The organism is Streptococcus sp. HMSC034E12, from assembly GCF_001835915.1.
In the GTDB taxonomy this organism is placed as follows: Bacteria; Bacillota; Bacilli; order Lactobacillales; family Streptococcaceae; genus Streptococcus; species Streptococcus vaginalis.
On the sequence record NZ_KV826437.1, the window covers coordinates 1 to 559 of the forward strand.

Genomic DNA, 559 nt, shown 5'->3' on the forward strand with positions numbered 1-559 from the left:
AAAAAAAAAAGATCGGTAACTTTTTAAAAAAGATCGGTAACTTCGGTAACTTTTACCCTAAAAAGTATACCGAGGTTACCGATAGGTTACCGATAAAATTGGAGATCGGTAACCTTCTAAACCCTTGGTATTACTGACTTTTTATTAATATTTTATATAAAAGTTACCGATAAACCGATAATATAGTAAAAAGTATATAAATAGATAGTAAAAAAGGAGAAAGCCTATTAAATAGGGATTCCTGTATTAACTAATCGTAAAAACTCTTTTTTATGGGTAACTCGGTAACTTTGCTGTTTTTTAGAAAATTTCACAAACTTTTTTTGAAGAAAAAATGGGGAAACATAATGAAAATTAAACAGAACAATCGTTTTAAAATTAAAAATATAGAACTTATTCGGCAACTAAAAGAGGGAGATAAGTTAGCTGATAAATACTTTATATTTATCAATGATGCAATGGGTGGCATACCTTGCCATAATCGATCCTTTGGGAGCAAAGCAGATTTTGAGTATGGACCAAATTATGAAGTTCTGTTTCAATTTTATGCAGACAAAGG

1 protein-coding gene is annotated in these 559 nt (G+C 29.5%); it reads left to right on the forward strand.

The window, feature by feature from the left end:
• Positions 1–347 precede the first annotated feature (347 nt).
• The coding region (locus HMPREF2574_RS03880; RefSeq protein WP_142350183.1) for a hypothetical protein at positions 348–559 on the forward strand (212 nt) is incomplete at its 3' end.